Origin of the sequence: Falsiroseomonas sp., assembly GCF_041690465.1 — a bacterium.
GTDB lineage: Bacteria > Pseudomonadota > Alphaproteobacteria > Acetobacterales > Acetobacteraceae > Falsiroseomonas.
Genome location: NZ_JAWLHG010000004.1, coordinates 292,756 through 318,148 on the forward strand (window position 1 = coordinate 292,756; position 25,393 = coordinate 318,148).

General features: G+C 70.7%; 22 protein-coding genes. 5 read left to right on the forward strand and 17 right to left on the reverse strand.

Annotated elements, in window-relative coordinates; genetic code table 11:
- Positions 1 to 27: 27 nt before the first annotated feature.
- Both ACESM1_RS07290 and ACESM1_RS07295 read right to left on the reverse strand, forming a co-directional pair.
- Complete coding sequence (locus ACESM1_RS07290; protein ID WP_372619031.1) at positions 28 to 948, reverse strand: formylglycine-generating enzyme family protein; 921 nt, start codon at positions 946 to 948, stop codon at positions 28 to 30.
- Positions 945 to 1,637, reverse strand: coding sequence for a FadR/GntR family transcriptional regulator (locus ACESM1_RS07295; protein ID WP_372619032.1), 693 nt, complete (start codon positions 1,635 to 1,637; stop codon positions 945 to 947). The genes ACESM1_RS07290 and ACESM1_RS07295 overlap by 4 nt, the downstream gene beginning before the upstream one ends.
- Positions 1,638 to 1,739: 102 nt before the next feature.
- On the opposite strand from ACESM1_RS07295, the gene ACESM1_RS07300 reads away from it, so the two are divergent.
- From ACESM1_RS07300 to ACESM1_RS07315, 4 genes are read left to right on the forward strand one after another with little or no spacing between them, the layout of a single operon-like run.
- Positions 1,740 to 2,741, forward strand: a complete 1,002-nt coding sequence (locus tag ACESM1_RS07300) for a Bug family tripartite tricarboxylate transporter substrate binding protein (protein WP_372619033.1) — start codon at positions 1,740 to 1,742, stop codon at positions 2,739 to 2,741.
- Positions 2,738 to 4,207, forward strand: coding sequence for a sulfatase (locus tag ACESM1_RS07305; RefSeq protein WP_372619034.1), 1,470 nt, complete (start codon positions 2,738 to 2,740; stop codon positions 4,205 to 4,207). Before ACESM1_RS07300 ends, ACESM1_RS07305 begins: the two co-directional genes overlap by 4 nt.
- A gap of 22 nt (positions 4,208 to 4,229) precedes the next feature.
- Complete coding sequence (locus tag ACESM1_RS07310; protein WP_372619035.1) at positions 4,230 to 5,186, forward strand: Bug family tripartite tricarboxylate transporter substrate binding protein; 957 nt, start codon at positions 4,230 to 4,232, stop codon at positions 5,184 to 5,186.
- Positions 5,183 to 6,661, forward strand: a complete 1,479-nt coding sequence (locus ACESM1_RS07315) for a sulfatase-like hydrolase/transferase (protein WP_372619036.1) — start codon at positions 5,183 to 5,185, stop codon at positions 6,659 to 6,661. Before ACESM1_RS07310 ends, ACESM1_RS07315 begins: the two co-directional genes overlap by 4 nt.
- Here ACESM1_RS07315 and ACESM1_RS07320 read toward each other — a convergent pair.
- The 15 genes from ACESM1_RS07320 to ACESM1_RS07390 form a co-directional block, all read right to left on the reverse strand.
- Positions 6,658 to 8,088, reverse strand: a complete 1,431-nt coding sequence (locus tag ACESM1_RS07320) for an alkaline phosphatase family protein (RefSeq protein WP_372619037.1) — start codon at positions 8,086 to 8,088, stop codon at positions 6,658 to 6,660. The genes ACESM1_RS07315 and ACESM1_RS07320 overlap by 4 nt on opposite strands.
- Positions 8,089 to 8,100: 12 nt before the next feature.
- Positions 8,101 to 8,976 carry an ABC transporter permease gene (locus ACESM1_RS07325; RefSeq protein ID WP_372619038.1) on the reverse strand — a complete coding sequence of 292 codons (876 nt, stop codon included), beginning with the start codon at positions 8,974 to 8,976 and terminating at the stop codon, positions 8,101 to 8,103.
- A gap of 1 nt (position 8,977) precedes the next feature.
- Positions 8,978 to 9,916: an ABC transporter permease gene (locus ACESM1_RS07330; RefSeq protein ID WP_372619039.1), complete on the reverse strand. Its 939-nt coding sequence runs from the start codon at positions 9,914 to 9,916 to the stop codon at positions 8,978 to 8,980.
- A gap of 1 nt (position 9,917) precedes the next feature.
- Positions 9,918 to 10,934, reverse strand: a complete 1,017-nt coding sequence (locus ACESM1_RS07335; RefSeq protein WP_372619040.1) for an ABC transporter ATP-binding protein — start codon at positions 10,932 to 10,934, stop codon at positions 9,918 to 9,920.
- Positions 10,931 to 11,920: an ABC transporter ATP-binding protein gene (locus tag ACESM1_RS07340; protein WP_372619041.1), complete on the reverse strand. Its 990-nt coding sequence runs from the start codon at positions 11,918 to 11,920 to the stop codon at positions 10,931 to 10,933. The genes ACESM1_RS07335 and ACESM1_RS07340 overlap by 4 nt, the downstream gene beginning before the upstream one ends.
- On the reverse strand, positions 11,917 to 13,530 hold the full coding sequence (locus tag ACESM1_RS07345) for an ABC transporter substrate-binding protein (protein ID WP_372619042.1): 1,614 nt from the start codon (positions 13,528 to 13,530) through the stop codon (positions 11,917 to 11,919). The genes ACESM1_RS07340 and ACESM1_RS07345 overlap by 4 nt, the downstream gene beginning before the upstream one ends.
- Positions 13,531 to 13,533: 3 nt before the next feature.
- Complete coding sequence (locus ACESM1_RS07350; RefSeq protein WP_372619043.1) at positions 13,534 to 15,096, reverse strand: ABC transporter substrate-binding protein; 1,563 nt, start codon at positions 15,094 to 15,096, stop codon at positions 13,534 to 13,536.
- Positions 15,097 to 15,100: 4 nt separating this feature from the next.
- On the reverse strand, positions 15,101 to 16,720 hold the full coding sequence (locus ACESM1_RS07355) for an ABC transporter substrate-binding protein (protein WP_372619044.1): 1,620 nt from the start codon (positions 16,718 to 16,720) through the stop codon (positions 15,101 to 15,103).
- Positions 16,721 to 16,749: 29 nt separating this feature from the next.
- Complete coding sequence (pehA, locus tag ACESM1_RS07360; RefSeq protein ID WP_372619045.1) at positions 16,750 to 18,315, reverse strand: phosphoric/sulfuric ester hydrolase PehA; 1,566 nt, start codon at positions 18,313 to 18,315, stop codon at positions 16,750 to 16,752.
- Between the two features lie 69 nt (positions 18,316 to 18,384).
- Entirely contained in the window at positions 18,385 to 19,053 is a 669-nt protein-coding gene (locus tag ACESM1_RS07365; protein WP_372619046.1) for a DapH/DapD/GlmU-related protein, read from the reverse strand.
- Positions 19,050 to 19,814, reverse strand: coding sequence for a phosphonate ABC transporter, permease protein PhnE (phnE, locus tag ACESM1_RS07370; protein ID WP_372619047.1), 765 nt, complete (start codon positions 19,812 to 19,814; stop codon positions 19,050 to 19,052). Before phnE (ACESM1_RS07370) ends, ACESM1_RS07365 begins: the two co-directional genes overlap by 4 nt.
- The gene (phnE, locus tag ACESM1_RS07375; RefSeq protein WP_372619048.1) at positions 19,811 to 20,674 is read right to left on the reverse strand and encodes a phosphonate ABC transporter, permease protein PhnE; all 864 of its coding nucleotides are present in this window, start codon (positions 20,672 to 20,674) and stop codon (positions 19,811 to 19,813) included. The genes phnE (ACESM1_RS07370) and phnE (ACESM1_RS07375) overlap by 4 nt, the downstream gene beginning before the upstream one ends.
- Positions 20,671 to 21,585, reverse strand: a complete 915-nt coding sequence (gene phnD, locus ACESM1_RS07380; RefSeq protein ID WP_372619049.1) for a phosphate/phosphite/phosphonate ABC transporter substrate-binding protein — start codon at positions 21,583 to 21,585, stop codon at positions 20,671 to 20,673. Before phnD ends, phnE (ACESM1_RS07375) begins: the two co-directional genes overlap by 4 nt.
- Before the next feature lie 221 nt (positions 21,586 to 21,806).
- A complete protein-coding gene (locus ACESM1_RS07385; protein ID WP_372619050.1) occupies positions 21,807 to 23,342 on the reverse strand; it encodes a sulfatase in 1,536 nt (511 codons plus the stop codon).
- A 62-nt stretch (positions 23,343 to 23,404) separates the two neighbouring features.
- Positions 23,405 to 24,382, reverse strand: coding sequence for a Bug family tripartite tricarboxylate transporter substrate binding protein (locus ACESM1_RS07390; protein ID WP_372619051.1), 978 nt, complete (start codon positions 24,380 to 24,382; stop codon positions 23,405 to 23,407).
- Between the two features lie 121 nt (positions 24,383 to 24,503).
- Between ACESM1_RS07390 and ACESM1_RS07395 the strand changes: the two genes are divergently transcribed.
- Complete coding sequence (locus tag ACESM1_RS07395) at positions 24,504 to 25,388, forward strand: LysR family transcriptional regulator (protein WP_372619052.1); 885 nt, start codon at positions 24,504 to 24,506, stop codon at positions 25,386 to 25,388.
- The last annotated feature ends 5 nt before the right edge of the window (positions 25,389 to 25,393 follow it).

The window sequence follows — 25,393 nt, forward strand, 5'->3', positions numbered from 1 at the left end:
AGAGCTTAGCACCACTGCGCCGTGCGGTCAGGCGTCGTAGGCCAGGCGGCAGCCGAGATGCCCCGCGGAGGTGTCGGGGCTGCGGCCGCTGCGCGCGGCGATGCGGTAGCGATAGCAGTAGCTGCGATGGCAGAGATAGGAACCGCCCTTCATCACCCGCTCGCGCTCCGCCGTCGCTGCGCGGTTGCGCTGCTTCGCGGCGGCGGAGAGCGAACGCACGCGGAAGGCGTCGGCGCACCACTCCCAGACATTGCCGCAGATGTTGAACAGGCCGTAGCCATTGGGTGCGAAAGCATCCACCGGTGCGGTGCCGATCCAGCCATCGGCGGCGGTGTTGCGGCGGGGGAAGTCGCCCTGCCAGATGTTGCAGGGCGCGCCGGTGTCGTCCGGCTCCGCATCGCCCCAGGGGAAGCGTGCATGGTCGTTGCCGCCCTTGGCGGCGTGCTCCCACTCCGCCTCGGTGGGCAGGCGGCCGCCGGCCCAGGTGGCGAAGGCGGCGGCGTCGTTCCAGGCAATGTGGACCGCCGGGTGGCCGGCGCGCTGCGCGACATCCGACCCTGGGCCTTCCGGCGCCGCCCAATAGGCGCCGTCCACCTTGCCCCACCAGGGCGTGCCGGGTGGGGTGGGCGCATCGAGACCCTTCGGCACGAACAGGTGGAACACGTAGGACCAGCCATAGCGCTCGGCCTCCGTGCGGTAGCCGGTGGCGGCGACGAAGGCGGCGAAGCGGCGGTTGGTGACGGCATGCGCATCCATGCGGAAGGGGCGCAGCATCACGCGCCGGGCCGGGCCCTCGCCATCCTCGCGCAGCTCCGGCGCATCGGTGCCGATGGTGGCGCTGCCGCCGGGGATCGCGACCGTCTCGGCGCGATCGCGACCGCCTCCATGGAGTGCCGGCGCCGCGGGGACGGCCCGCGCTTCGCGCCCGCCCGCGGGGCAGCAGGTCATGCGCCCTCCAGGGCGGCGAGCCGCGCGCGGCGCACTGCCGAGAGGTGACGGCGCATCGCCGCGCGAGCCCCGGCTGCATCGCCGGCGGCGATGGCGCTGGCGATCGCCGCATGCTCTGCCAGGTTGTCGCCGCGGCGCGCCGGCGAGACGGCGAGGTCGGTCAGCCGGCTGGCCAGCGGTGCCGTCTGGTCGCGCCACAGCGAGGCGACCAGGCGCGCCAGCGCGGTATTGCCCGAGGTCTCGGCGACCGCCAGGTGGAAGCCGCGATCGGCCTCCTCATCCGGCCGGCCGGCGGCGCGGGCCGCGGCGAGGCGGGCGAAGGCCTCGGCCACCGCGGCGCGGGCGGGCGGATCGCGGCGCGCGGCGCGGGCGGCGCATTCCGGCTCGACCAGCAGCCGCGCCTCCAGCACATCGAAGGGGCCAGGCGAGTCGGCCGACGGCGCCGGCGGCTGCGGCGCGGGCGTGCGGACATAGACGCCCGAGCCGCCGCGCACCTCGACCAGGCCTTCGAGTTCCAGGGCGATCAGCGCCTCGCGCAGCGAGGGGCGGCTGACCGCGAGGCGCTGGGCGAGTTCGCGCTCACCGGGCAGGCGGCTGCCGGGCGGCAGGTCGCCTCGCGCGATCATCGCCGCGATCTGCTCGGCGATGCGGCGGAACAGGCGACGGGGCTCGATGGGTTCGAAGGGCATGGTCTCCGGCGCGCGACGCAGCGTGTTGACACCTGTTTCGCATCGGCGCCAGCATGGATCAACTGGTCAGGCCACTTTGCCACATCACCACGGGAGGAAACCATGTCCGATCACCGTTCCGGTATCGCCGCGCGGCCAGGCCGGCGTGCCGTGCTGCAGGGGATGGCGGGCGCGCTCGCGCTTCCCAGCCTCGCATGGGCCCAGGGCGAGTGGCCGGCGCGCAACATCCGCATCGTCGTGCCCTTCGCGCCGGGCGGCTCCTCCGATGTCTCGGCAAGGCTGGTGGCGAATCACCTCTCGGCGCGGCTTGGCCGACCGGTGGTGGTGGAGAACAAGCCCGGTGCCGCGACGGTGGTCGGCACGCAGGAGGTCGCACGCAGCGCACCGGATGGCTACACGCTGCTGCTGACGCCGCCGCCCTTCGCCATCATCCCCTTCGCCTATGCCAGCCTGCCCTTCGATTCCGAGCGCGACTTCCGCCCGGTGTCGCTGCTGGTGCTGAGCCCGAACGCGCTGCTGGTGCGTGGCGAGCTGCCGGCGCGCAACGTCGCGGAGTTCATCGCACTGGCGAAGTCGCGGCCCGGCGCGCTGAACTACGCCTCGCCGGGGAACGGATCGCTGCCGCATGTGGCGTTCGAACTGCTCAAGCTGCGCGCCGGCATCGACCTGACGCATGTGCCCTATCGCGGCGGCGGCCCGGCGGTGGCAGACCTCGCCGGCGGGCGCGTGGATGCGATGATCGCAAGCCCGCTCGAGGCCGCCGGGCAGGTGCAGGCCGGGCGCGTGCGGGCGCTGATGGTGGCGGGAAACACCCGCATCTCCGCCTGGCCCGAGGTGCCAACCGCGGACGAAGCGGGGCTGGCGGGCTTCTCGACGCCGGGCTGGTTCGGCCTCACTGCGCCTTCCGGCGTGCCGGACGCGATCGTGGCGCGGCTCAACGCGGAAATCCGCGCGGTGCTCGGCATGGAGGAGGTGACGAAGCGCCTGGCCGACATGGGCGCGCGCGCGGCACCGGGCTCGCCGGAGGAATTCGGCCAGCTGATCGCGGCGCAGCGCACGCAATGGGCCGAAGCGGTGCGCGCGGCGGGAATCCGCATCGAATGACGGTGCGGCCGAACATCCTCTGGATCTGCACCGACCAGCAGCGTTGGGACACGGTGGGCGCGCTGGGCAACACGCACATCCGCACGCCCGCGGTGGACCGGCTCTGCGCCGGCGGCACGGCGTTCAACCGCGCCTACACGCAGTCGCCGATCTGCACGCCATCGCGGGCTTCCATGCTGACCGGGAAATACCCGGCGAGCCACCACGTCTATCGCAACGGCAACGCCTTCTTCCCGCCGGGGGAGGTGTTGGTCACGAAGCTGCTGGCGGATGCCGGTTATGATTGCGGGCTGATCGGCAAGCTGCACCTCTCCGCTGCGAAATACCACGAGAAGCGGCCGGATGACGGCTACCGCGTGTTCCACTGGAACCACCACCCGACACCGGATGCCGCGCGCGGCGACGCCTACGAGCATTGGCTGCGGCACGAGAAGAAGGTGGATCCGCAGGCGCTCTATCGCGACAAGGGCGCCTTCTGCGCCGCCGGCGTGCCGGCCGAGTACCACCAATCCACCTGGTGCGGCGAGATGGCCACGCGTTTCATCACCGACAGGCGTGACGGGCCGTGGTGCCTCTCGCTGAATTTCTTCGACCCGCACGCGCCCTTCGATGCACCGCCGGAGGCGCTGGCGAAGGTGGACGCCGCCTCGCTTCCGCTGCCGCTGTGGCGCGCCAGCGATGCGGAGCGCTGGCGCGACTTCTCCCGCGTTGACCAGCAGCAGAAGAAGCCGGTGGATCCCACCATCCGCCGCAACGCCGTTCCTGCCCCGCCGCCGGCGCATCGCGACCACGACAAGGTGGCGAGCCATGTGCCGGAGGATTACGACGCGCTGCAGGTGAAGGCGAACTACTACGCCATGATCGAGCACCTGGATGCGCAGGTCGCCCGCATCATGGAGGCGCTGGAGGCCAGCGGGCAGCGCGAGAACACGATCGTGCTGTTCCACTCCGACCATGGCGAGTTGCTGGGCGACCACGGCCTGGTGCTGAAGGGCTGCCGCTTCTTCGACGGCCTGGTGCGCGTGCCGATGGTGTGGTCCTGGCCCGGCCGGGTCCGCGAGCGGCTGACCAGCGACGCGCTGGTGGAACTCGTGGACATCGCGCCGACGCTGCTGGAAGCGGCGGGGCTCGAGGTGCCCTGGCAGATGCAGGGGCGCTCCCTGCTGCCGATCCTGGAAGGCCGCACCGATCCTCACACGCACAAGGCGTGCGTGGTCAGCGAGTTCAAGGACAGCATCGGCGGCCACCCGGACCACACGCATGGCTCGATGGTGTTCGACGGGCGATACAAGTCCATCGTCTACCACGGCCATCCGAAGGGCGAGATCTTCGACCACGCCAACGACCCCGGCGAGTTCGAAAACCTCTGGGGTGATGCGGCGCTGCGGGCGGATCGGCTGCAGCACCACCTGGATGCGCTGGCCGCCACCATCAGCGCCGGGCCACCGCGCAGCGCGCTGTACTGATTTTCAGGCAAGGAGAGACAGGATGCGACGCAGAACCCTCGGCCTGCTGGCCGCCGCCGCGCTCGCCGCGCCACGCACGGCGCGTGCCGCCTGGCCGGAGAGGCCGGTGACGGTGGTCGTCCCCTATCCACCCGGCGGCAACAACGACATCCTCGCCCGGCTGGTCGGCCCGGTGGTGGAGCGAGAGATCGGCCAGCCGCTCGTGGTGGAAAATCGCGGCGGCGGCGGCGGCACGATCGGCGCCGCGGCGGCATCCCGCGCGGCGGCCGATGGCTACACGCTGCTGTTCGCGGATATCGGCAACCTGGCAATCGCGCCGCACCTCTTCGCGCGCCTGCCCTACGACCCGAATGCCTTCACGCCGGTGATCCGGCTCACCGAGGTCTCGTTGCTGGTTGGCGTGCCGAAGGACAGTCCGCACCGCACCATGGCCGATCTCGTCGCCGCCGCGCGCGCCCGGCCGGAAGCGCTGAACTTCGGCACGCCCGGACCGGGCACGGCCGGCCATCTCGCGACGCAGATGCTGATGGGTCTCGCCGGCATCCGCATGACGCACATTCCCTTCCGCGGCAGCGCGCCAGCGGCACAGGAGCTGGTGGCCGGCCGCATCGACCTGCTGATCGACGGCACGCTGCTGCCGGCAGTCTCGCAGGGCACGGTGCGCGCCCTGGCGGTGACCGGCGCCCGCCGCAGCCCCTTCACGCCCGACCTGCCGACCATCGCCGAGGCCGGCGTGCCGGGCTACGCCTTCGCCTCCTGGCACGGCGTGGTCGCGCCGCGCGGCACACCGCCGGAGGCCATCGCGAAGCTCAACGCCGCCTTCAACGCGGCGGTCCGCGACCCGGCCGTGCTCGCCCGCGCGCGCCAGCTCGGGCTGCCGCTGGTCGGCGGCAGCGCCGCCGATTTCGACACCTGGATCAAGGCGGAGCGCGAGAAGTTCGGCCCGCTGGTGCAGGCGAGCGGAGCGCGCGTGGAGTGACGCGCCCAAACATCCTGTTCGTCACGGTGGACCAGTGGCCGGCCTCGCTGACCGGCTACGAGGGCCACCCGACGATCCTCACGCCCACCCTCGACCAGTTGGCGCGCAACGGCGTGCGCTATTCGCGCGCCTATTCCGAATGCCCGATCTGCATCCCGGCGCGGCGCACGATGATGACAGGCACGACCGCGAAGCAGCACGGCGACCGCAGCTTCGACCCGGCGCTGCGCATGCCGGACCTGCCGACGTTGCCGGGACTGCTGCGCGATGCGGGCTACCAGACGCTTGCGGTCGGCAAGTTGCATGTCTATCCGCCGCGCGACCGCATCGGGTTCGAGGAAGTCCACCTGGCCGAGGAAGGCCGCCCGCATCTCGGCGGCTATGACGACCACGAGCTCTATGTCAGCGACCAGGGCTTCCCGGGCCAGGGCTTCGCGCATGGCATGAACAACAACGACTATCTCTGGCGGCCCTGGCACCTGCCGGAGCACTGCCACGTGACGAACTGGGCCACGTGGAAGCTGTGCCGCGAGATCAAGCGGCGCGACCCGACGCGACCTGCCTTCTGGCATCTCTCCTACACTGCGCCGCACCCGCCGCTGATCCCGCTGCAGGCGTACCTGGACATCTACCGCGATGCCGAGCCGCCGCCGCCAGCGTGGGGCGAATGGGCGGAAGACGAGGCGACGCAGCCCTATGCGCTGCGCGCCATCCGCGACTACTGGGCGCATGTGAAGCCGCATCATCTGCGCGGCATCCAGCGGGCTTTCATGGCGCTCTGCACGCATATCGACCACCAACTGCGCCTGGTGATCGGCACGCTGCGCGAGGAAGGGCTGCTGGACGAGACGGCCATCCTGTTCACCGGCGACCATGGCGACATGCTCGGTGCGCACGGGCTCTGGGCGAAGCGCCTCTACTACGAGGACAGCGCGCGCGTGCCGACGTTGCTGATCGGACCGGCGGGCGATGCACGCACGCCGGCGGGCACGGTGGATGACCGGCTGGTGGGGCAGGCCGATATCCTGCCGACGCTGCTCGACTTCGCTGGCGTGGAGACGCCGGCGCATGTCGAGGGGCTCTCCATGGTCGGCGGCACGCGGCGGGAGGTGCTGCTCGGCGCCTGCCGCGAGGATGCCTCCGCCACGCGGATGGCGACGGAAGGGCGCTACAAGCTGCTGTGGTATCCCTGCGGCAATGTCGTCCAGCTGTTCGACCTGCAGGAGGATCCGGGCGAGTTGCACGACCGCAGCGCCGACCCTTCGCTCGCACCGGTACGGGCGAGGCTGGAGGCGGCGCTGGTGGAGGGCGCCTGGGGCGCTGACCTCGACTGGGTGCGCGACGGCAGGCTGGTCGGCATGCCGGCGCGGGAGTTCCGCGGCCAGGTGAATCGTGGCCTCTCCGGCCAGCGCGGGCACCACTTCCCGCCGCCGCCGATCATGGATGCGAGCGTGGTGGTGGGCACGCCAGGCTAGCCGGCGGCGCGGCGCATCGCAGTGGGGTAGAGTCGACCGCCCTCGGCGGTGCGCATCGTCTCCAGCACGAAGCCACGCGGTAGCGCGAGCAGCGCCTCCGCGGGCGGTGCGTCGGCGCCTGCCTCCCAGGCTTCACGTAGAGCGCGGCCCTCCATGCCATCGGTGCCGAGGCCGAGCAGGTGCAGCACGCTCGGCGCGATGTCGGTGAGGTCGCAGGGCGCGGCGATCACCGCGGCACGCCGTATCGGGCCGCCCTGCATCACCAGCACCGTCGCGAGCTCTGCGCGATGCAGCCCGCCATGCATGCCGCCGCCTTCCGGCACGTCGGGCGCGTCGAAGGGTGCATGGCCGGGCAGGCCCCACTCGTCGGGTTCCTCGCTGCCGGCAAAGGTGACGACCAGGTCGGCGCTGCGCGCGTGCCCACTGCCGAGGGTGGAGAGGGCCAGCGCGGCGCCTTCGGGCAGGATGGCGGGGTCGCGCGCCAGCAGCGGCCCGCACCATGGCTGCATGGCGAGCCATCCGGCGACGTCGCGCACCGGCGCCGGGTCGCGGAACCAGAGGCCAGGTGCCGCGGCGGGCGCGACGACCACATCCACCTCAGGTGAAAGACCGGTGCCGGCGCGGAAGCCGGCGCGGCGCAGCTCGGCTTCCAGCGAGAGCTTGCCGCGGCCGGTGACATGCCCGTGGTCCGATAGCACGACCAGCACGATCTCCGCCGCGTCCGGCTGCGCATCGCGCCAGGCGACGACCTGGCCGACAATGGCATCCGCCGCGCGCAGCGCCTCGCGCGCATGCGGCGCGCGCAGGCCGCCCCAATGGAAGGAGACGTCGGGCTCCGACAGCCAGACCAGCGTCACGTCGGGGCGCAGCTCCGGCAGCACATGCTCGAGCAGGATGCGCGCGGCGTGGCTGAGGCGCGGGAGGTTCGGCACGGCATGCGGCGGCGTCTCGCCGAAGCGCGCGCGCATCGCCGCCGCCGTCTCGCCCTCCACATCCTCTACGTTCCAGCGGAACATGCCGAGGCGATCGGCTGCCGGATGCAGCAGCCGCGCCGCGCCGGCCGTGCCGGCGCTGACGAGCGCGAGGCTGCGCCCCCCCGCGGCAAGCCGCTCGCCGAGGCTCGGCCGCTGCAGCGGCGATTCGTCGCCACGCGCCATCGCCATCACGTCCGTGACGAGCTTGGTGCGCAGCAGGCGGTCGGGCGCAACGCTGGCGTCGAACAGCGTGTTCGCCACCATGCCATGCCCGCCGGGACGGCAGCCGGTGATGAGCGACGGCGTCGCCACCCGCGTCTCGGAGGGGAAGATGCTGCGCGCATTGGCGAAGCGCGTGCCTTCCGCCGCCAGCGCGGCGAGCTGCGGCGTGGCCTCGGGAGAGACCATGTCGGGACGCAGCCCATCCAGGGCGAGCATGACGAAGCGGTGCATGGATGTTGACTCTCAGCGAAGCGTCGGGTCGAGGCGGTCGCGCAGCCAGTCGCCGATCAGCGAAACCGACAGCGTGGTCACCACGATGGTGATCGCCGGCGCCAGCAGAATCCAGGGCGCGCGGGTGAGATATTCGCGCCCATAGCCCACCATCGAGCCGAGCGAGGTTTCCGGCGGCTGCACACCGAGGCCGAGGAAGCTGAGGCCGCTCTCCAGCAGGATGATCTCCGGGAAGGCGAGCGTCATCGAGACGATCAGCGTTGAGGCGATGTTCGGCAGCACATGGCGTCCGTAGATCCGCCAGGGCGAGGCGCCGAGCTGCCGCACCGCCGCCGCATAGCCCTGCGCGCCGGCACTCAGCGCCAGGCCGCGGGCGATGCGGGCATAGCGCTCCCACGCATGCAGGCCCAGCAGACAGATCAGCAGCACCATGGAGTTGCCGAAGAAGGCGAGCACCGAAAGCGCGAGGATCAGGAAGGGCAGGCTGGCGGAGAAATCGACCAGCGCGAGCACCGCCTGCTCCACCAGTCCGCGGAAATGTGCGGCCAGGAAGCCGAGCGAAGTGCCGACCAGCGCGCCGATGATCGTCGCGCCGAAGGCGATCAGCAGGCTCGTGCGGATCGAGTAGATCAGCCGCGCCAGCACGTCGCGGCCGAGCTCGTCCGTGCCGAGCGGATGCAGCCAGGTGCCGCCGAAGCCGATCGGCGGCGAGAGACGGTTGCGCAGGTCGAGCGCGGTATAGGCGTAGGGGCTGATCAGATCGGCGAGCAGCGCGACGACCAGCATCAGCGACAGCCAGACCAGGCCGAACAGCACCATCGGCGGCGGGCCCGCCTGACGGCGCAGTGGCGGCGCGGCAACAGCGACGGGGAGCGGGGCTTCCGGCATGTCAGAGGCCTCCCGCCGCGCGCGGCTGGTTGCGCAGCCTGGGGTCAAGCAGGCCGTAGAGCAGGTCCACCACCAGGTTCGCCATCACCATCGTCGCCGCCACCAGCAGCAGGATACACTGCACGACCGCCAAGTCCCGGTTCGCGACGGCGACCACCAGCAGCCGCCCGACGCCCGGCCAGGAGAAGACGCTCTCCACCACCACCGCGCCGGCGATCAGGGAGCCGACCATGAAGCCGATGATGGTCACGGTCGGGATCGCGGCGTTCGGCAGCGCATGCCCCGTCACCACCGCGCGCCAGGGCACGCCCTTGGCGCTGGCGGTGCGGATATAGGGTTGGCCCAGCACCTCCAGCATCGCGCTGCGCGTGAAGCGGGCGAGCACCGCGGCCCCGCCGAAGCCGAGTGTCACCACCGGCAGGATGGCGTGCTTCCAGCTCTCCTGCCCGCCCGAAGGCAGCCAGCCGAACTGCACCGCGAAGACCAGCACCAGCAGCAGGCCGAGCACGAAGGAAGGCACGGTGAATCCGGCGACGGCCACCACCATCACCATGCGGTCGGCCAGCGAGTTGCGGTGCAGCGCCGCATAGACGCCGGCCGGAATGCCGAGCGCGAGCTTCACGGCGAGCGCCGGCAAGGTCAGCGCTAGCGTCGCCGGGATGCGCTCCAGCACCAGCACGATCGCGTCGCGCCCGTCCCGCATCGAGCGGCCGAGATCGCCGCTCAGGATGGCGCCGAAGTAGTGGAAGTACTGCTCCCACACCGGCCGGTCGAGGCCCCAGGCGGTGCGGAAGGCGTCCACCGCCTCAGGCGGTGCATCGGCACCCATGATGATCTGCGCCGGATCGCCCGAGAGGCGCAGCACAACGAAGGCGAAGGTGACGACCAGCGCGATGGTCAGCGCCGCCCGCAGCACACGCACGGCCAGGAAACGGAGCATGTCAGGCCGCCTTGCGCAGTTCGGGAAGGCCGCTGCCAGCAGGAACCTCGCCCTGCGCCACGTGGCAGGCGACGAGCCGGCCATCGCCGGGGCGCGGCTTCAGCGCGGGTGATTCCCGCGCGCACAAGGCGGACGCCACCGGGCAGCGCGGGTGGAACGAACAGCCGGAGGGACGGTCGGCGGGGTTCGGCGGATCGCCCTGCAGCACGATGCGCTGGCCGCCGCGGCCGGGATGCGGGATGGAGGAAACCAGTGCGCGCGCATAGGGGTGGGCGGGATCGTGCAGCACCGCGTCCGGCTCACCCTCTTCGATGATGCGGCCGAGATACATCACGGCGACGCGGTGGCTCACCTGCCGCACGGCGCGCAAATCGTGGCTGACGAACAGCATGGCGGTGCCGAAGCGCTCCTGCAGCTCCACCAGCAGGTTGAGCACCTGCGCCTGGATCGAGACATCGAGCGCGCTGATCGGCTCGTCGCAAACGAGAAGGTCGGGTGAGGTGGCGAGCGCGCGGGCCAGCACCGCGCGCTGGCGCTGGCCGCCGGACAGCTCATGCGGATAGCGCGTCGCCTGATCGGGGCGCAGGCCGACATCGCGCAGCAGCGTCTCCACCCGGCCGGCGCGCTCGGACGGCGTTCCGATGCCGTGGATCTCGAGCGGCTCGGAGACCTGTGCGCCGATCGGCAGGCGGCGGTCGAGTGCGCCGAGCGGATCCTGGAACACCATCTGCATGCGCGCGCGCTGCGCCCGCCAGGCGGCCGAGCGCGGTGGCGGCAGCAGCTTGCCGTCGAAGCTGACGCTGCCTTCGTCCGGCGCCTCCATACCGAGCACGAGCCGACCGGCGGTGGACTTGCCGCAGCCGGACTCGCCCACCAGGCCCAGCGTGCGCCCGCGCTCCAGCCGCAGCGACACACGATCCACCGCGCGCACCTCGACCTCGCGACCGAACACGCCACGCCGCATGGCATAGCGCCGCACCAACCCGTCAGCTTCCAGAAGCGACGTACCGGCCCTCATGCGGAGAGCCTCTCGGCGATGGCGGGTGCGACCGTCGCGCGGATGCAGGCGGCGTGGTGGGCACGGTCGAGCGGCACTGCGGGCGGCGTGCCCGCGTCGCAGGCGGCGAGGCGCTGCGGGCAGCGGGGCGCGAAGGCGCAACCCGGCGGCATCGCCCAGGGTTCCGGCACGCCGCCGGGGATCGCCAATAGCCGGCGGCGCGGCCCGTCGATCGGCGGCAGCGCGCCGAGCAGGCCGCGCGTGTAGGGGTGCGTGGGCTGGGCGAACAGCCGCGAGGTCGGTGCCTGCTCGACGATGCGGCCGGCATACATCACCGCCACCTTCTCGCAGGCATCGGCGACCACGCCGAGGTCGTGCGAGATCAGCACCAGCGCCATGCCGGTATCGCGACGCAGCGACTGCAGCAGGTCGAGGATCTGCGCCTGGATGGTGACGTCGAGCGCCGTGGTCGGCTCGTCGGCCACGAGCAGCTCCGGCCGGCCGGCGAGCGCGATGGCAATCATCACGCGCTGGTTCTGCCCACCCGAAAGTTCATGCGGATAGGCATCGAGGCGGCGCGCCGCATCGGGGATGCCGACCTGGTCGAGCAGGCGCTTCGCTTCCGCGCGCGCCGGCGCGCCGGACATGCCGCGATGCAGCCGCAGCGCTTCCATCACCTGACGCCCGAGGCGATGCACGGGGTTGAGGCTGCTTGCCGGATCCTGGAAGATCATCGCGATCCGGCCGCCGCGCACCTTCTCCAGCACCGCCGCCGGCGCGCCGAGAAGCTCCGCGCCGCCGAGCCGAACGCTGCCCGAGATCTCCGCGCGGCCGGGCAGCAGGCCGAGCGCGGCGAGCCAGGTAACGGACTTGCCGCAGCCCGACTCGCCCACCATGCCCACCGCCTCGCCCGGCGCGACCGAGAGGTCGATGCCGCGCAGCGCGGCCTGGCCGTCGAAGGCGACGCGCAGGCCGCGCAGCTCGACCAGCGGCGCCGGCGCGCTCATGTGCCGAACCTGAGATTGCCGCCGCGGAAATCCATCGCCCAGCCCTTTGAGGCGCGCCAGGCGATGTCCTTGCGCTTGGCGGTGAAAGCGGCGGCGTGGTGCAGCACGATATAGCCGGGATCCTCGCGCTCCAGCAGTTCCAGGATGCGGCGGAACAGCGCGCGGCGGCGGGTCATGTCGGTCTCGACCTCCAGCGCCGCGCTGGCGCGGTCGAGCTCTGGGTTCACCCATTCGCCAGTGCGGGTCGCCTCGGTACGCGGGCCGAAGCTGCGCAGGATGCCCGCCACCGGATCGCCGAACAGCGAGGTGTTGGACCAGTCGCGCACGCCGCGTCCCGGCGAGCGTTCCGTCACCTGGGTGAAGTTCTCCTTCATCTCGATCTGCACGTTGATCCCGGCGGCGCGCCAGCCTTCGATGACGATCTGCGCGTTCGAGACCTGGTTGGTGTAGTAGTTGTTCAGCAGCCGCCAGGTGATTGGCTCCCCGCGGTAGTTGGCCTCGCGCAGCAGGCGGCGCGCCTCGGCGGGATCGTGGCGCGGATTCTCCCAGTCGCGGAGATACATCGCGCCGTAGCTTTCCATCTGCATGCCGCGCGGGATCGCGGTGCGGCCGGCCCACAGCGCCTGCACGATCGCCTCCCGGTCCACCAGGTGCGACATCGCGCGACGGATGCGCGCATCGGCCAGCACCGGATTCGTCTTGTCGAAGGCGATCTTGCGGATGTTGTTGATCGGGCTGCCCTGCACCTCGAAGCGCGCATCGCGTTCCACCACCTCCACCTGGTCGGGCGGAATGTCGCAGGCGAAATCGAACTCGCCGGAGAACAGGCCGTTCACGCGGCCCGAGACCTCCGGCACCTCCACCAAGCGGATGCGCCGGACCGGCGGGCGGCCGCCCCAATATGCGTCATGCGCCTCGAAGGTGAGCGAGACGTCGGGGCGGTATTCGGCGATCGCGTAGGGCCCCGTACCGATCGGCTGGCGCCCCCAGGCAAGCCAGCTCGGCGCGGCGTCGAAGGCGGCGCGCGAGAGGATGGCGCCGACGCTCTGCGCAAGGCGCCCCTCCAGCGTCACATCGGGCGTGCGGTTGACGTAGCGGACGGTGTGGCGGTCCACCACCTCGATGCGCGCGAGGCCGGGATAGGTGCGGCGCGCCACCGCGATCACCTCCGCCGGCGGCTCCTTGCCGGTGGTACCGGCGAGCACGGTGCTCTGGCCGCGACCGCTATGGCCTTCGGTGCCGAACAGTCGCGGGCCGAAGGAGAAGGCGACATCCTCGGCCGTCATCTCCCGCCCATCATGGAAGCGCACGCCCGGGCGCAGGGTGAACTCGACGGTCGTCGCATCCACCCGGCGCCACGCGGTGGCAAGACCGGGACGCAGCGACAGGTCGCCGATCCAGTCCGTCTCGATCAGCGGCTCGGCGTAGATGTGGTGGATGCGGAATCCGACATTGGACTGTTCGCGCGGGGGCTCCAGCGTGTTGGAGTTGGAAAGGCGCTGCACCGCGATGGTGAGCACAGGCCTGTCATCCGCCTGCGCATGGCCGATGCGGGGCAGCGTGGTGACGGCAGCGGCGAACAGCGCCGCGCGGCGGGTGATGGCGGCCATTGCTCAGGCTCCCCAGTTCGTGCCGCGGAAGTCCATCACGAAGGACTGCGCGGGCCGCCAGGCGATGTCGCGCCGCTTGGCGGTGAAGTTGGCGTTGCGGTGCAGGACGACGTAGCCGGGATCCTCGCGCTCGATGATCTCCAGCATGCGGCGCCAGACAAGGATGCGGCGCGGGCGGTCCACGCTGGTCTCGAGCTCGGCGGCAAGCGCGCCGAACTCCTCGTTGCGCCATTGGTTGCGCACCCAGGGTGCGCCGGCGCGGCCCCAGGTGCCGGACATCTGGATCGAAGGGTCGTTGACCACCGCGGCCGCCGACCAGTCATGCACGCCACGCGTCTCGGGCTCGCCACCCTGGATCTGGCCCCAGTTCTCCACCATCTGGAGCTGGACGTTGAGGCCCACGGCCCGCCAGCCCTCGACCATGATCTGCGCCGTCGCGGTCTGGTTGGTGTAGTAGTTGTCGAGGCAGCGATAGGGGATCGGCTGGCCGCGATAGCCGGCCTCGCGCAGCAGGCGGCGGGCCTCGGCGGGGTCGAAGCGCGGCACCTCGATGTCGCGAAGATACATTTCGCCGTAGAATTCCCATTGCAGGCCGCGCGGGACGCTGGTGCGTCCGCCCCACAGCGCGGCGACGATCGCTTCGCGATCCACCGAGTGGCTCATCGCACGCCGCACCAGCGGATCTGCGAGCACTGGATGCGACTTGTTGAAGACCAGGTAGCGCGTGTTGTTGATCGGGCCGCCGACGACCTCGAAGCGGCGGTCGCGCTCGATCCCGGCGATCTGGTCGGGCGGGATGTCGGAGGCGAACTCCGCCTCGCCCGAGAACAGCATGTTGACCCGGCTGGCAACCTCCGGGATCTCGGCGAAGCGCAGCCGGCGCAATGGCGGGCGGCCTTGCCAATGATCATCGAAGGCATCCAGCACCAGCGCCTGGTCCGGGCGGTACTCGGCGATGCGATAGGGGCCGGTACCGATCGGGCGGCGCGCCCAATCCATCCAGGATGGTGCCTGCTCGAAGGCGCCGCGAGGCGCGATCACCGCGATGGTGCGCACCATGCGGCCTTCCAGCACCACATCCGGCACCTTGCTGACCACACGCACCCGGTGCGGCCCTAGCGCCTCGATTCGCTCGAAACCGGGGAAGGCACGGCGCGCGGCCTGCACCACCGGCGTCGGCACCTCCCGCGCGCCGCCGCCCCACATCCGCTCCGGCCCGAAGGAGAAGGCGACGTCCTCGGCGGTGAAGGCGGCGCCGTCGTGAAAGCGCACGCCCTCCCGCAGGTCGAACTCCACCACCTGGTCGTCCACGCGCCGCCAGGCGGTGGCCAGGCCCGGGCGCAGCGACATGTCGCCGACCCAGTCCGTGTCCACCAGCGGCTCGACATAGTTGCGGAAGATCCGCGTGCCGACATTGGACTGTTCGCGCAGCATCTCCAGCGTGTTCGACGTCGAGATGTTCTGCACGGCCACCGTGATCGCCGGCCGGCCGTCGGCCTGCGCAATCGCGAAGCGTGGCAGCGTGGCGACGCCGGCGGCAGCGGCCAGCAGATCACGGCGGCGCATGGCGTCAGGCCCCCCAGTTGCCGGGCCGGAAATCCATCGCGAAGGCGGGGCTCGCTTTCCAGGCGGTGTCGCGGCGCTTCGCGGTGAAGGTCGCGTTCTGGTGCAGCACCGTGTAGGCGGGGTCCTCGCGCTCCGCGATCTCCAGCATGCGGCGGAACACCGCGCGGCGGCGGGCCCGGTCGGTGCTGGTCTCGAGCTCGCCCGAAAGGCGGTTGAACTCGGCATTCGTCCACTCGCCGACCTGCTGCTGCTGACCGTTCGGGCCATGCTGGTTGACGAGCGAGGAGACCGGGTCGTTGAAGGGCGCGCTGTTGGACCAGTCGCGGATGCCGCGCTGCGTCTCGCGGCTGAAGATCTGCGCCCAGTTCTCGACCATCTGGATCTCGACGTTGAGACCCGCCTGGCGCCACATCTCCACCAGGATCTGCGCGGTGCCGACCTGGTTGGTGTAGTAGTTGTTCAGCAGGCGATAGGGGATCGGCTCGCCGCGGTAGCCGGCCTCGCGCACCAGCTTGCGTGCCTCCGCCAGGTCGAAGCGCGGCACGCTCCAGTCGGCGTGGAACATCTCGCCGTAGTAGTCCCACTGCAGGCCCTTCGGCACCACGGTGCGGCCTGCCCAGAGGCTGTCGACGATCGCCTGGCGGTCGATGCTGTGGGTCAGCGCGCGGCGGACGCGCGGGTCGCGCATTGCAGGCTGCGCCTGATCGAAGCAGCTGAGGCGGTGGTTCAGGATGGTGCCGCCCTGCACCTCGAAGGCACGGTTGCGCTCGATGCCGGAGATCTGGTCCGGCGGAATGTCGCAGGCAAAGGTGTATTCGCCGGAGAGCAGGCCGTTGATGCGGCTGGCGACTTCCGGCACCTCGACGAAGCGGATCTGACGCAGCGGCGGGCGACCACCCCAATACTGGTCATGCGCCACCAGAGTCAGCGACACGTCGGGGCGGAACTCCGCCACCATGTAGGGTCCGGTGGTGATGGGCTTGCGCGCCCAATCGAGCCATGTCGCCGCCTCCGAGAAGCCGCGGCGCGAGCAGATGTCGCTGCCGTAGCGGGCAAGGCGGCCTTCCATCGTCACGTCGGGCGTGCGGTTGACGAAGCGGACGGTGTGCCGGTCCACCGCCTCCACCTTGTCCAACGCCGGCCAGTTGCGGCGTGCGACGGCGATCACCTCTGGCGGCAGCTCCTTGCCCTGCGGCCCCTGGCCGGGAATGCGCGCGAACAGCGTGCCGGAGGTTGGCGCGCCCTCCCCCGTGCCGAACATGCGCTCGCGGCCGAAGGAGAAGACCACATCCTCCGCGGTCAGCTCGTCGCCATTGTGGAAGCGCACGCCGGGCCGCAGCGAGAGCTCCACCGTGCGGTCGTCGATCCGGCGCCATTCGGTGGCGAGCGAGGGCACGCTCTCGAGGTTGCCGAGCCAGTTCCGGCCGATCAGGCCTTCCCACAACGAGGAATAGAACACGCGCTCGCCGACATTGGACTGTTCGCGCAGCACTTCGAGCGTGTTGCTGTTCACCACCTTCTGCACGGCGATGACGATGCTGGGGCGCTGGTCGGCCTGGGCGATAGCGAAGCGCGGCAGCACGGCCAGCGCGGGCGTGGCCAGCAGGAGGCGACGACGGATCATGGGTTCTCTCCTCGCAGGTTGGAAGCGGGTCACTCGGCGGCGCGGGGAAGGCCGGTCTGCGGAACGGCGACACGCTCCTCCAGCCCTTGCGGCGTCGCGCGGTAATGGGTCAGCGTGCGCTCGGCGTGCTGCATGCGCTTGGACAGCGCCTTCTGCGCGTAGTCCTTCACCAGGCCGGCATGCGCCCGATCTTCCGCCAGGTTCTCGAAGCAGTGCGGATCTCGCGCCAGGTCGAAGAACAACGGGGGCAACGCGGCGAAGTGCACGTATTTGTACCTTTCGTCCTGCACCACGCAGAGAGAGCTCTCGTCCATGTGCAGGCCGAGGCTGCTCTCCGGCTTCGAGTAGTGGACGTCGCGGAAGTCGTATTCGTAGAACAGTACATCGCGCCAATCGGACGGCGCCGGTCCTTCAAGCAGCGGCAGGATGGAACGCCCGTCGCAGGCGCGAGGTATGGTGCCGCCGAGCGCCTCGAGGATGGTCGGCATCACGTCCACGCTCTCGGTGAAGGCATCCTCGATCGCACCAGGCCGGTCATTGCGGCCGGCATCCTTCACCACCAGCGGAATACGGAAGCTCTCGTCGTGGTAGCCGATTTTGCCGAGCAGCCAGTGGTCGCCGAGTTGCTCGCCATGATCGGAGGTGAAGACGATCATCGTGTCGTCCCACTGGCCGTTCTGGTCGAGCCACGCGAAGACACGGCCGAGGCAGTCGTCGATCTCCGTGATGAGGCCGGCATAGGTGGCGCGCATCTGCCGGATGGCGCCCTCCTCTAGCGCCGTCGCCGCGCCGCCGGCGCCATGGAAGAACGAGCCCTGGCTGATGCCGCGCAGGTAGTGGCGCAGCAGCGGATGCTGCGCCGCCTCCTCTTCCCAGCGCGCGCGACGGACCGGCGCGGGCATGTCGGCGGCGGCGTACATCGCGTGGTAGGGCGCCGGCGCGATGAAGGGCGGGTGCGGGCGGTAGTAGCCGAGATGCAGGAACCAGGGCTTGCCGTTGCGGCCCTTCAGGTAGGTCAGCGCACGCTCGGTGAAGTAGGTGCTGTCGGAGAGCTCGGCGGGAATTCGGCAAGGGCGGTCGGTGACGCCGGGCACCGCATCCTCGCCTTCCGGCAGCCAGATGTCCTCGCGCCGCGGCGGCAGCTTGTAGCCCTGATGCGCAAGCCAGCCGAAATAGCCGTCCATATGCGGCTCGAAGGCGCCAACGCTGCGGAAGCCGTCCATTAGGTCGCCGAGGGTGGTGAAGCGAGGATCGCGCGGACCGCTGGTGCGGGGATCGGGCGTCGTCGTCGTGTAGCCTATGAGCGCCGGATCGTAGCCGGCGAGGCGCAGTTGCTTGCCGAGGTTGGTGTGGCGTGCATCAAGCGGCACCGTGTTCTGCACCGCACGATGGTTCATCAGGTAGAGGCCGGTCAGCAGGCTGGCGCGCGCCGGGCCGCAGGGCACGGTTGCGGTCACGTGGTTGCGGAAGGTCACGCCCTCGCGGCAGAGCCTGTCCAGGTTCGGCGTACGAAGGAAACCGGCGCCGAGCGCAGGGACGAAGTCCGCGCGCCACTGGTCAACAACGATGAGGAGAACGTTCTTTCGCTGCCGCATCACGATCCGCCCGAAGCTCTGTGGCCGCGGGCTTAACGGGTATCGGCGACAACCGCGTGACGGCTGTGCTTATCCTTCGTGACGCATGCCGGGGTCGTGCCGCGCGCAGAACGCAGGTGCCGACAAGTGACGGATGTCGTCGAGTGCTTCTGCCAATGCGTCGCGCGGCCAGTCCCACCACGCAATACGCAGAAGCGATTGGCGCACCTCCTCCTCGAAACGGAAGCGGAGCACGCGTGCGGGGTTCCCGACAGTGACAGCGAAGGGCGGAACGTCCTTCGTCACCACCGCGCCGGCGCCGATCACGGCACCCGTGCCGATTGTCACGCCGGGCAGCACGATCGCGCCGTGGCCGAGCCAAACGTCGTGCCCAAGCGTCACGCGGTGTTCGCGGCGCCAGTCGAAGAAGCCGGCCTCGTCCATGCCAAGCCCATAGGCGCTGGCGCGGTAGGTGAAGTGGCTCATCGCCACGCGGTCCAGAGGGTGATTGCCCGGATTGATTCGCGTGTGGCTCGCGATCGAACAGAACTTGCCGATAGTCGCGTAGATGATCTGGCTGTCCTGCACGACGTAGGAGTAGTCGCCGAACTCCACCTCCGCGAGCGTGGTGCGCGCGCCAACCTCGGTATAGATGCCGAGGCGCGAATCGCGCACGCGCGCGGTCGGATCGATGAAGGGCTCAAGCCCCAGGCGCTTCTTCGCCGTGCCGGGGTCCTGTTGGCTGGTGACGCCGGTCATGCCCTGATCAGCTTCAGGCGGATGCGACGGCTTGCCCAATCGATGGCGGCGACGGTGACCAGGATCAGCAATACGATGAACGCCGCCTCGTCCCAGTTGTTCAGGCGAATGCGGTCGCCGAGCGCCAGCCCGATGCCACCGGCGCCCACCACGCCAAGGATGGTGGCCGATCGCGTGTTGCTCTCGAAGGTGTAGAGCAGCTGCGAGAGCATCACCGGCGCCGCCTGCGGAATCAGCCCGAAGCGGATTGCCTGCAGGCGCGAACCGCCGGCCGCGCGCACACCCTCCACCTGCCGCCGATCGGCAGATTCCAGCGCCTCCGAGAAGACCTTGGCAAGCAATCCGATATCCGGCACTGCAAGTGCGAGGATTCCGGCAAAGGGCCCCATGCCGACGGCGGAGACGAAGATCAGTGCCCAGACCAGGCTGTCCACGCCGCGCAGCGCGTCGTAGCTGCGGCGGACGGTGAAGCGCAGCAGCGTGCTCGCCACCACGTTGCCCGCCCCGAAGAAGCTGAGCGGCAAGGCAACGGTCGCGGCGAGCAGCGTGCCGAGGAACGCCATCGCGACCGTCTCGGCCAGCGCGTCGAGCAGATCGCCGAGCGCGCCGCCCGGCGATGGAGGCCACATCAGGCCAACCAGCCAGCCGAGCTTGCCGAGCCCATCCAGGATCCGCTCCGGCGTGGCGTCCACGCGCCAGAGGCCGAGCACCAGCAGCAGAAAGCCGGCGGCGAAGAACAGCGGGGTGCGCGAGAGCATCATGTGACGCGTAGCGCCTCCGCCCCCAGAATCCGGTGCCGCAGCCGAGCGCAGAGCTGGTCGATCAACGCCACTGTCCCGAGGATCAGCAGCACGATCGCGGAGATGTCCGGGTATTCGAACTGGCGGACGGCCAGGTAGAGCTCCTCGCCGATGCCACCGGCGCCGACGATGCCGAGGACGCTCGCCTCGCGCACGTTGATCTCGAACCTGAGCAGCCCGAAGGAGAGCACGCCCGGCAGCGATTGCGGCAGCACGCCGAAGCGCATCGCCTGCGCCCAGCTGCCTCCGGCGGAGCGGACCGCCTCCACGGTGCGCAGGTCGGCGTTCTCGTGCACCTCGGCAAAGAGCTTCCCGAGGGCGCCCATGGTGTGCAGCGCAACCGCCAGCATCCCCGCGAAAGGGCCGAGACCAAAGGCGTAGACGAAGATCAGCGCGAAGACGAGGGTCGGCACGGTGCGCGCGAATTCGAGCAGCCGCCGGGCGCCGGTGACGGCCCAGCGCGGCGCGAGCGTGGCCGCCGCGGCGAAGGACAGCATCAGTCCCGCAAAGGCGCCGAGCACAGTGCCCGTGTAGGCGATCAGCACCGTATCCAGCAGCAGCCCGACCCAGATATCGAGGCCCCACATCCACTCGGCGAAGTCACCACCCAGGGTCTCGATGCGCAGGGTCGGGATGGTGCGTGCGATATAGTCCCCTGCCCGCGGCAGGCCGTCGGCCAGGCGGCGAAGGTCCACTTGGCCGATCTGCGCGGCCACACCGACCGCAACGACGAACAGAGCCAGCCAAGCCAGTGCGCGCCGACGGCGCGCGACCATCTCGCCCTGCCAGAGCCGCGCGACCGTCTCGGCGGTGGGGCTCAAGAGCGGCGCTCGCGCCGCCGCGTCTGGTTCTCCTGCACCATGCTGATCACGTCTTCATAGTCCTCGTGCTTCGCCAGCGCGAAGCCGGCGGTGTTGCTGCTGAGCTCGCGCATCACCTCCGGCGCCTCGGTGGGCATCGCCTGCATCATGGCCACGAAGTCGCGGCGCAGATCCTCCGGCACCTCGATGCGCGAGACGGTTGGCGAGTTTGGAATAAGCGGGCTGCGCCAGACGATGCGCGTGCTGTTCGGCTGGATCATGCCCTTCTCTGCCATGCGTTGGATGTTGCCGCTCGCATCGTTGTTCCAGAAGGTTGCGCCGGCGTCATAGGTGCCGTTCAGCACCGCGATCACCGACTGCTCATGGCTGCCGGAGAAGCCGGTACGGCTGAAGAACTGGCCCGGCTCAATGCCCTCCTTGCGGAGGAAGTAGTTCGGCGCGGCAAAGCCGGAGGCGGAGTTCGGGTCGGCGAAGGCGAAGGAGCGGCCGCGCAGGTCGGCGAGATTCCGGAACGGGCTGTCCGCCTTGACGAAGATGACGGAGTAGTAGCCCTCGGCGCCATCGCGGCCGCGATGGCGCAGCAGCGGCACCACCCGTTCGCCCATCGACCGCCGCGCGAGCGCATAGGCCGCAGGGCCGAGATGAGCGAATTCGAGCTGCGAGGCGCGCAGCGCCTCCACCACGGCGGCGTAGTCGGTGCCGCGGAAGATGCGCATCGGAACCCCGAGCTTCCGCTCCGCAAAGGCGGCGAGGTTCTGGTAGCGGGCGATGGCGTCGCGTTCGTTCTCCGAGGAGATGATGCCGTAGCGAAGTTCACGGAACTGCGCGCGCCAGCCCGCCTGCGCGCGAGCGGCCACAGGCGTGGAAAGCAGGGCTGTTGCGGCCAGCAGCGTGGCGCGGCGACGGATCATGTGCGGTCTCCTGCAGACGGCATCGGGCGAGTGCGGGAGAGGCCGCGCGCCGCGAGGCGATTGCAGCCGCCGGAGGTGCGCACCCCGTCCTGCACTCCGACGGGCGCTGACCTAACCGGCTTCGATTGCAGCGGCTTGACAGTCGCATGACGATACCGCGTCGGCTTGTCGCGCCGCGGGCAGTCGGGCCGCGCCCGCGAGCGCCGGCGCCGTGATATGCCTCAGGCCATGCCGACGGCTGGCAGACGCTCCTTCCGCGCATCGTCGGGGCGCGACGCGATCATTGCCTCCAGTTCCTTGCGCCGCTGCGCATAGGCGGGGTCGTCGGCGACGTTCGTCGTCTCATGCGGGTCGCGCACCAGGTCGTACATCTCCGCCGCGCCGGTGATCGCCTCGATGGTCAGCTTGTCGCGTGCCGTGCGCACCGTGCGCAGTTCCAGCGGCACGCCGCAGCGGCTGTCGGCCAGGTCCCATTCGGAGAAGGCGAACTCGCGTCGCTCATCGCCGCGTGCCACCGCCAGCAGGCTGCGCGAATGCCAGCTCTCCGGCCGCGCCACGCCGGCCATGTCGAGGAAGGTGGCCGCCATGTCGAGCGTCGAGACCGGCTCGTCGCACACCGTGCCGCGCGGCAGGCCTGGCCCGCGCATGATGCCAACCACGCGCAGCAACCCGTCATAGGCCATGGGCCCCTTCAGCAGCAGCCCGTGGTCGCCCAGCCAATCGCCATGGTCGGACACGACGACGACCAGCGTATTCTCCGCCAGGCCCAGCCGGTGCAGCTCGGTCAGGATACGGCCGATGTTGTGGTCGGCCAGCGAGATCATGCCGTAGTAGTTGGCGATCACCTCGCGCAGCTGCTCGTCGGTGAGCACCGGCGTGCGGCTGTGCTTGGCACGGAAGTCGCGCAGCGTCTTGTCGGCGAGGTTCGGCACGCCCTCCAGGCTGGCGCGGTGCCACCACGGCCGCCGGTCGAGGTCGAGCGTGCGGTGCGGCGGCAGGTCCACATCCTCCGGCCGGTGCAGCAGGCTCCAGGGCACCGGGCAGTCGAAGGGGTGGTGCGGATCGGGGATCGAGGCCCAGAGGCAGAAGGGCCGGTCGCGACGTTCCTGCAGGAAGGACACGCTGCGGTCGGCGACCCAGGTGGAGTTGTGCCAGGCCGGCGGCAGCGCGGAATGCCAGGTCTGCGGCGCGCCCTTCACGTCCGGGCCAGCATTGGTGGCGTAGAGGCGGTTCTTCAGCTCGCCATGGCCATCGCCATGGTACCAGGCCTCATAGGATTGGCCGCTCGGCGGCACCATCGGCGGGAAGGTGTTGTGGCCCTCCACCACCAGCTCGACGCGCTGGAAACCCATATAGGGGCCGGTCCAGTTCGGCCCGTAGAGGTGCATGCTCTGGCGGCATTCCGGCGTGCCGGTCGGCTGGAAGGTGTGCGCGGTGGCGAAATGCGCCTTGCCGATCAGCGCGGTGTCGTAGCCGGCGCGCGCCAGCTCCGCCGCGAATCCTCGCCGCGCCGGCGCCTCCGGCAGGTCTATGCCGTTGTCGCAGACGCCATGCGTGCGCGGCAGCAGGCCGGTGAGGATGGAGGCGCGCGTCGGCTGGCAGACCAGGTTCGGCGTGATGCAGGAGCGGAGCAGCACTCCCTCCGCTGCGAGCAGGTCGAGATGCGGCGTGTGCACCTTTCGCCCCATGGCACCGAGGCAATCGCCGCGCTGCTGGTCGGTGGAGATGAACAGGATGTTCGGGCGGCTGTCGAGCAAGCGGGCGGCTCCGGTCTATGCGGTCGGGAGGATTGGCGGGTGGCGTGGGCGGGCGGCGGGGCTCACTCGATCCGCACATTGGCGGCGCGCGCGGCGTTGCCCCACTGCGCACGCTCCTGCGCCATGAAGGCGTCGAAGGGGCCGGCTGCCATGTGCCGCACGCTGAGCCCCTGGGCACCAAGCTTCTGCACCACGTCGGGCCGCTTCAGCGCCTCGGCGACGGCCTCGCCGACATGGCGCACCACCTCCGTCGGCAGGCCGCGCGGGCCGACCAGGCCGTACCACACCGCCAGCGCCAGATCCGGCAGCCCCGCCTCCGCGATGGTCGGCACGTCAGGCGCCGTCGGCGAGCGCGTGGCGGTGCTGACGGCCAGCGCACGCAGCCGCCCCTCTCGCAGATGCGGAATCAGAGGCGGCAGGCCGATGGAGCCGACCGACATCTGCCCGCCGAGCAGCGCGGCCGTGGCCGGCCCGCCGCCGCGGAAGCCCACATGTGTCACGCGGAAACCCATGCGCTGCGCCAGGATCTCCATGCCGAGATGGTGCTGGCTGCCGACATTCGGACTGGCGAACAGCACCGGATCGGGCTGCGTCTTCGCCCAGGCCGCGAGTTCCGTCAGCGTGCGCGCCGGAACCGAGGGGTGGACGACGAAGACGAAGGGAAACTCGGCGAGCAGCGCGATGGCAGTGAAGTCGTTCGCGGGGTCGAAGGCTATCTGGCGGAACAGCACGGGGTTGATCGCCATCATCGCGGCATCGTTTATCAGCAGGGTGTAGCCGTCGGCCGGGGCGCGGGCGCAGGTCTCGGCGGCGATGTTGCCGCCGGCCCCGGTGCGGTTCTCGACGGCGAAGCCGCGCGGGAAGGCGGCGCCCATGGCCTCGGTGAGGATGCGCGCGGTGATGTCGGTCGCGCCGCCCGGCGCGGAGCCGACCAGGATGCGCACCGGCCGGCTGGGATAGGCCGACTGCGCGTGGGCGGGCCGCGCGAGCGGGGCGAGGGCCAGGGCGCCAAGCAAGGCCTGGCGTCGTGCAACCGGCATGGGGTTCCTCCTCCAGGCGAGCCTCCGTCGGGCGCGGAGCCGCATTGCGCCAAGGCTGCTGTGGCGGCAGCTTGCTGTCCAATGCATTGTTTGGCTCTCATTGATGCCTTTGGAGGCATGGATGCTCGACCTGCGCGCCCTGCGGCGTTTCGCGACATTGGCCGATGAACGCCATTTCGGCCGCGCCGCCGCCCGGCTCGGCATGGGCCAGCCGCAGCTGAGCCGCGCCCTGCAGGCGCTGGAACGCGAAATCGGCGTGCGGCTGCTCGCCCGCAGCAGCCGTGAGGTCGCGCTGACCGAGGCCGGCGCCGCGCTGCTGGAGGATAGCCAGCGGCTGCTCGCCATCGCCGAGGCCGCGCCGCAGCGCGCGCGCCAGGCGGCGCGCGGCGAGAGCGGGAGGCTGGCGCTCGGCTTCTCCGGCTCTTGTGCCTACGCCTTCCTGCCCGCCGCGATCGAGGGATTCCGCCGCAGCCATCCCGGCATCGAGTTCGCGCTGCGCGAGATGTCCGCCACGCGGCAGGTCGAGGCGTTGCGGGAGGCCAGCTGCGACCTCTGCCTGCTGCGCGCCGCGCGCATCCCGGACGGCTTCGCCGGCGCGCTGGTCTTCGAGGAGAAGCTGGTCGCCGCGCTGCCGCGCACCCACCGGCTCGCCGGGCGCAGCCGGCTCGATCCGGGGGCGCTGCGCACCGCGGATTTTGTCGCCTTCCCCGCGCGAGACAGCACGGAGTTCCACCGGCAACTCATCACCGTATGCGCCGATGCGGGGTTCGCGCCGCGCATCGTGCAGGAGGTCTCGCCGATGCACGCGCTGATCGGCCTGGTCGGCGCCGGCGTTGGCGCGGCCATCGTGCCGGCCTCCGTGCGGAAGCTGCACTTCGCAGGCGTGGTCTATCGCCCGCTCGCCGGCGTGGCGGAGCGCTCGCGGGTCTTCGCCGTCTGGCGGCCGGACCGGCTGCCGGCGCCGGCGCGCGCCTTCGCGGCGCATCTCGGCGTCCAGCACGGCTGATCGAA